This window comes from Ruminococcus sp., assembly GCF_019417665.1.
GTDB lineage: Bacteria > Bacillota > Clostridia > Oscillospirales > Ruminococcaceae > Ruminococcus_C.
In genome coordinates, this window is the sequence record NZ_DXUU01000087.1 from 1 (window position 1) to 6480 (window position 6480).

Annotated in this window: 8 protein-coding genes; 7 read left to right on the top strand and 1 reads right to left on the bottom strand. The window is 48.0% G+C overall.

Features of this window, described 5'->3' with window-relative positions; translation table 11 throughout:
* Positions 1–81 precede the first annotated feature (81 nt).
* From QZ375_RS13310 to QZ375_RS13340, 7 genes are read left to right on the top strand one after another with little or no spacing between them, the layout of a single operon-like run.
* Positions 82–882 carry a hypothetical protein gene (locus tag QZ375_RS13310; RefSeq protein ID WP_295219740.1) on the top strand — a complete coding sequence of 267 codons (801 nt, stop codon included), beginning with the start codon at positions 82–84 and terminating at the stop codon, positions 880–882.
* The gene (locus QZ375_RS13315; protein WP_295219741.1) at positions 879–2276 is read left to right on the top strand and encodes a hypothetical protein; all 1398 of its coding nucleotides are present in this window, start codon (positions 879–881) and stop codon (positions 2274–2276) included. Before QZ375_RS13310 ends, QZ375_RS13315 begins: the two co-directional genes overlap by 4 nt.
* Positions 2277–2279: 3 nt before the next feature.
* Positions 2280–3413 carry a hypothetical protein gene (locus tag QZ375_RS13320; protein ID WP_295219742.1) on the top strand — a complete coding sequence of 378 codons (1134 nt, stop codon included), beginning with the start codon at positions 2280–2282 and terminating at the stop codon, positions 3411–3413.
* Positions 3413–4042 carry a hypothetical protein gene (locus tag QZ375_RS13325; protein WP_295219743.1) on the top strand — a complete coding sequence of 210 codons (630 nt, stop codon included), beginning with the start codon at positions 3413–3415 and terminating at the stop codon, positions 4040–4042. The genes QZ375_RS13320 and QZ375_RS13325 overlap by 1 nt, the downstream gene beginning before the upstream one ends.
* A gap of 10 nt (positions 4043–4052) precedes the next feature.
* Positions 4053–4247 (top strand): hypothetical protein, encoded by a 195-nt coding sequence (locus tag QZ375_RS13330; RefSeq protein WP_295219744.1) that lies wholly within the window; start codon positions 4053–4055, stop codon positions 4245–4247.
* Positions 4247–4507 carry a phage holin family protein gene (locus QZ375_RS13335; protein ID WP_295219745.1) on the top strand — a complete coding sequence of 87 codons (261 nt, stop codon included), beginning with the start codon at positions 4247–4249 and terminating at the stop codon, positions 4505–4507. Before QZ375_RS13330 ends, QZ375_RS13335 begins: the two co-directional genes overlap by 1 nt.
* A 4-nt stretch (positions 4508–4511) precedes the next feature.
* Positions 4512–5717, top strand: a complete 1206-nt coding sequence (locus QZ375_RS13340) for a GH25 family lysozyme (protein WP_295219746.1) — start codon at positions 4512–4514, stop codon at positions 5715–5717.
* Between the two features lie 215 nt (positions 5718–5932).
* On the opposite strand, the gene QZ375_RS13345 is transcribed toward QZ375_RS13340, so the two are convergent.
* Positions 5933–6418 (bottom strand): LytTR family transcriptional regulator DNA-binding domain-containing protein, encoded by a 486-nt coding sequence (locus QZ375_RS13345; protein ID WP_295219747.1) that lies wholly within the window; start codon positions 6416–6418, stop codon positions 5933–5935.
* Positions 6419–6480: the final 62 nt, after the last annotated feature.

Below are 6480 nucleotides of genomic sequence, written 5' to 3' on the forward strand. Positions count from 1 at the left end.
CTTTATTTTAGCAGATTTCGCCTCGCTTGGCTAGTGTTAAGTTAATGACATTGCTGGTCATGTGCCCCCAATGCCATACAGATGGCAAATGATACGGTCACTGCGGAACCCCTGGGAAAACGATTTCAAAGCGCCGGCGGAACACAGATTTATTATCCAGTTCTGTCGTTGGTGGAAACCATTCCGCTGTCGTTTGAGGTGCACGGAGATACCGCCTTGTCCAAGCTGATGAGTGTGCTCAGATGTGGTGTACTGTATCTGGACGGTGCAGTTTATCCGGTACAGTCAGTGACAATTGTTCCGTTTGATTTTTTCCGTGGCACCTGTGTGATCGTATCCGGAAATATTTCTGTGACCACGGTCTCTGTCAGTCGGGAAATTTATCAGGTGTCTTTCCCAGCGATCCGGCAAAGCGGTCAGGACGAAAGCGGCGAGATCCCATGTTTTATGCCGCTGTTTCAGCGTGGAAGTTTGGAATTTTGCGGTGTCGAAATCGTACAGGACAGCAAGGGCACTCCCTTTTCGCCGCTGGCATATTTGCAGTCCAGAAGCGGCAAACGTCTGGCGGACGGGTCTGTGCAGCTGCCGGACTATACGACCGAAAGCACAGATGTGATCTATCTGCATTTCTATGTCGGTGCCAATTTGCTGCAAGCGGCTCCGCCCAAAATTTTGATATACGGTGTCAACGGGTATCCAAATGCGGAAAGAGATCTGACGGCGTATTTTCAAGATCCCAGCGGAAATTGGATCGGCAGCGTCATTGGAATCGGAATCACCGGAACAGTGACAAACGCCTATGTGCGGATGCAGTGCAGTGATATTGACCGGATCTATCGCCTGCGGATCTATGCACCAAATTTTCAGGAGGACGAGAAATGACCATTGCAGAATCCATTCAAGTGAAGGTATACAAGTATGACTATACCGCACACAGCTATGTTCTGGTTACCACGCTGACGGAATCCAGCATTATTTCTGCCAGCTGCAAGCGGCAGTGCTGTGCAGATGGTGCTTTTGAGATCGGCGGCGTGTATGCGGCGACCTTTTCCATGCAGGCGAAGATCACGGGAATGACCACATTTCAGGTGCGTGGGGCAAAATTGCAGGTGCTCTCCAAATACGGTACAGAGTCCGAATGGTATGGTGTGGGGACGTTCTGGGTCACGGATGCCACCCGTGTGGGCGAGATCTTTTCTGTCAACGCACAGGACGCCGTAGGTTGGCTGGATACGTCCAGCTACAATGATACCGCAGAAACTGCTGTGAAAGCGGTGGGAAAAGTACTTGCTGACAAATGGAAAAACATCGGGATCGGCATTGACCAGTGGGACGAGAACGGAACAGAATACGGCGGCTGGCTGCAATATCTGACTGACTGCACAAATACCTTTATTTTATCTCAGACCGGTGTAAGAGCAATGCTGGCATGGAAACCGTATGACAAGGCAAGACGGGAAACTTATGGCAGGTACTGCAACGACAGAATCTATGCAAAGGTCAATGAGAAATGGTCACAAACCATATATCCGGCAAAGTTTTATCTGAGTGCAGAAAACAGCAACAGCGACTCTGACTGCCCACGGGATTTTTACCGCTATCTGTCCGAGCTGGCATTTGGATTCATTTATGCCAGACCGGAGGACGGAGCTTTGGAACTGGGACAGTTCGGGAACGGTTATCACGGAAGTGTCAGCATTGGAATGCCGGAAATGGAATATGATTCCTGTGAGGTGGCAGATTATGAGATCCATATGCTGCGTACAGATGCCCGTGTGGAGCTGGAAGATGAAAAATCTACATGGGCATGGGTAAAACACGGTTCACCAGATTACAGCACCAGTTCTTTTCAACGGTTTCTGATTGAATCTAATCCGTTTTTGGACGGTTTTGCAAAGGATTTTGTATTCGGCAGCGGATATGGATTAAATACTATTGCCTATTCCATGTGGCTTGCAAGATACCCGACTAATCCTGAAAATCAATATTCCGTGCGACCATTTTCCTGCACGGTACACAGCACAAAACGATTCCAGCTGGGGCAGCAGATCCAGATCACCTATCAGGATCTGCATGAATCTGCTCCCACGACCTATGACAGCATCGTCACTGCCATAGAGTGGACATTTCGGGGCGGCACAAAGCTTTCCTGCGGCGGCGAGGACAGCCGTGTGATGGCGGACTGTATCCGGTCTTCCAAGGGCGACAAAGTCCGGAAAGAGGCTCGAAACCGTTGCAGAGCATTGGAAAAACGAGTCAAGAAACTGGGAGGATAAGACATGATCTTGCAGGCAAACAAGAAATTTATTGATACCAGCCATGTGGCACATCTGCTGACTGCCGGCGAAAAGTATGCAGACAAGCTCATCTTTTCTGTAGAACGGTTTTATCAGGAGACCGACCTGTCCGGCTGTCTGTTCGTCATGCGTGGTGTCAACAGTGCCGGAAATCTGGCTTTGGAAACGCTTTTGCAGGAGGTCACGAACACAGAGATCCGGCTGACATGGAACGTTTCTCCGGCATTTACTGCGGTTTCCGGTATGCTGGCATTGGAGATCGTCTGCTATGACAACAATGACCGCATTTTGAAATATACCGTTACGCCCATGCAGGTGAAAGCATCGGTACTGGAGGAATACAGTGGCGGTGTAGATGCCATTGAGGCGGCATTGAAAGAAATGGAACAGATCCTGGAGGAAACACGCTCCGTTTCTGTGAAATTGCCAATCATTCAAAATGGCACATGGTGGCTGTATGATGCAGATACCGGAGCATATGCAGACAGCGGTGAGCCGGTGCGTGGTGCGGACGGTGCAAAGGGCGAAAAAGGCGATACCGGAGAGCAAGGCGTTCCCGGAGAAAAAGGCGAGCCGGGAGCAAAGGGAGAACCGGGTGAAAAGGGAGAGAACGGAGAAAAAGGCGAACCGGGAGAGCCTGGAAAAGATGGTGCAAATGGGCGTGACGGTGCAGACGGGAAATCAGCGTATCTCCTTGCCGCAGAGCACGGCTACAGTGGCTCTGAAACAGAGTGGCTGGCATCTTTGAAAGGTGAAAAAGGCGACACTGGGCAACAGGGCGAACGTGGTGAAAAAGGTGAACCGGGTGCACCGGGAGAAAAAGGCGATACTGGTGCAGACGGCTTTTCTCCATCCGTCACCGTAGTGAAAGACGGAAGTGTCGTGACCATCACCATCACAGACAAGGACGGCACCACGACTGTGACGCTGACAGAGGGTGCAGCGGTAGATCTGACACCCTACGCCAAGACCGTTTATGTAGATGAAAAGGTGCAGGAACTGTCTGACGATCTGACGTATACCTTGCAGGAACAGGCACAGACAATCGCTCATTTAGAGGAACTGATCGGTGACATCGCCACGGCTCTGGCAGACATTGTGGAGGTGACGGAATAGTGGCAACAATTGCACAGTACATCGCTGAGATCAACCACCAGCGTGACCTGCTGGCAGGGCATCTGGTTTCCCGTGGCATCATTGCAACGGCAAATGAAAAACTGAATCAGCTGGTGTACAAGGCCTCTCTGCTGCCGTCCGGAACAACGGAAAAGACGGTTATTTTTGATGCAGATCATCGGGACAAGATCTTTCTTTTGCACAATGGCACACAATATGGTCTGGCAGATTTTACAGCGGCATATCCGGACTTTTGCAGTGAAAAAAACGACTATGCTCTGAATTATTCTACTTCCATTTTCGGGTGGGATTATTCCTGTTATACCTGTTCTACAGTGCCGTTGACGCTCTCTGCGGCAACTCAGATCGCCATGCGATTTCTGGCGAACAGCACGGAAACAGGCATCATGCGGCTGGTGCAGTCGGACAGCGGCACGGCAGAGGATATTCTCACCAAAGCACAGACAGAGGGCAGCTATATTGACCTGTCCTTGCAGTGGCTGTACAGCACGGACTATATCACCACACTGACACCCTGTGAAAACGTCACTACAGGCACATATTATCTGGCATGGGTCGGACGGAGCAACAACAGCCATCCGCTGATCCGGTCTATTACAGTGATTTGAGGAGGTATTTATGAACCTGATCGAAGCAGTGGAGCAGCTAAAAAGCGGCAAAGCAATCCGGCGGAGCAGCTGGGGCGATGCAGCAATTCAAGCAGCACAATTGGAAAACGGACAATATCAGATTTTTGCTTCTGGAAATCTTACACCGGAAATGCTGGTTTTACTTTCCGGAGACTACGAAGCAACAGAAACGGAGGAAAAATAATGGAAGTTCTGGGCATTACAGCAGTAGCAGCAATCACAATCATCTGCTATCTGGCGGCGGAGATCGTAAAGGTCACATCTTTGGACAACAAATGGATCCCAGTGATCTGCGGCATTTCCGGCGGTATTCTGGGCATTGCAGCATTGTTCTGGATGCCGGATTTCCCGGTGCAGGACGTGCTTTCGGCAACAGCAGTCGGGATCGTATCCGGTTTAGCGGCAACGGGAGCAAATCAGATCTTCAAACAGTTCAGGAGCTGAGAAAATGGCAGAATATTCATATGAGGATAATCCACAGCTTTCGGCACATTTTCGTGCCAGAGAATTTCGATGCAAGTGCAGTTCTCCGCATACGTTTCAAGTATCGGAACGATTGATTTCAATGCTGGAACAGCTGTACACAGCACTGGACTGCGGCAAGATTATTGTTAACAGCGGCTACCGCTGTGCAGTACATGACAAGGCGGTCGGCGGCAACGGAGCAGGTCAGCACACCAAAGGCACGGCGGCGGACGTGGTGTGCTACGACAAGTCCGGCGGCATTATTTCCGCAAAAATGGTATGCTGCAAGGCACAAGATTTAGGTTTTACAGGTATCGCCAATATCACCAGTGCTTATACGGCAGTGCATCTGGATGTGCGTACCGGCAGTCGGTACTACGGCGACGAAACCAAAGGCACAAACACGGTGACAAGCGATTTCTACCGTTATTTCGGCATTGCAAAATCACAACAGCCGTCCGGAATCGTGGCGAAAGGCATTGATGTTTCCAAGCATCAGGGCGTGATTAACTGGGAAAAGGTCAAAGCGTCTGGCATGGTGGAGTTTGCGATCTTACGGGCAGGCTACGGGAAAGAATCCAGCCAGATTGACCAGCAGTTTGCACGAAACTACAGCGAGTGCAAGCGGCTTGGGATCCCTATCGGGGCGTACTGGTACAGCTACGCCAAAACTGCCGCAGAAGCGGAGCAGGAGGCGGCTGTGTGCCTGTCTGCTCTAAAAGGAAAACAGTTCGAGTATCCGGTTGCATTCGACATTGAGGAAAAAGAAAGCCTGCAAAATGCAGATGCACTTTGTCAGGTGTTTTGCGGTGCGTTGGAAAAGGCTGGATACTATGCGGCGATCTATACGTTCAAGTCTGCCTTGGAAAGCTGTATTGGGAACAATGTAAAGAGTCGGTATGACGTGTTCTTATCTCATGTGGATGTGAGCAAATCGTCTTATACTGGAAATTATGGGCTGTGGCAGTACAGCTGGAAAGGCAGCGTTTCCGGCATTGTCGGCGATTTGGATCTGGACTATGCGTATCGGGATTATCCGGCGATCATCAAAAATGCTGGGTTGAATGGATTTGCAAAAAATGCGACGGACAAGCCGAATGAGGACACGAAAAAAGATACCAGTGATGATGACACACTCAAACATATCTTGCAGCACGTTGCCAGTATTGACGGGAAATTGAACGGATAAAACAGCGGTTAAATTCCGTTTATAGGTAGTAAAAAACGCTCTTGAACGTGGTGCTCAGGAGCGTTTTTTTCGTTTTGCGTGTCAGTTTTTTGCGTTTTGCGTGGCAGGCTACACTTTCCCTTGTCCCCGAAAATATGCATTTGAAAATAAATACATGGCATAAATTCGAAAGAGATTTGATATGACATAGCTTAATGTTTCAAAATGATCCGTCATTAACTAAAGAACTCCTCTCCCGCCTGAAGGCTGTCCTGCATCAATAATTTTCTAACGTTCCTTTGATTCGATTTGCTAATAGATATTACCTCATTATTGACCATCACAACATTATCATAATTATATTTTTTTATATAGAACTTATTTATCACAAATGATTTATGAACGCATATAAATTGAAATGGTAGTTTGTTGACGGCATCTGAAAGTTTCCCGTAGTAAGAAAACATATTATCTGTTGTTTGGATGATAACCTTTTTATCATCGCTTTGCAGATAAATGATATGATCATAAGGAATTTTTAGATGTTGTCTATCTGCAACAAAATCAAACATTTTCTTTGTATTTGTATATAACCTGAGATATGTTTCAAGTACTTTAAATATTTTAGAATCAGATATGGGTTTAGCAATAAAGCTCATTGGGCGAATATCAAATAGTTCTCTATCACGAGTATCAAGAGATGTGATATACACAATCTGCATAATATTATTAGGGCATCTCTAAAAACCCCCTATACAAACAGAGAAAAACCTAGTATAATAAA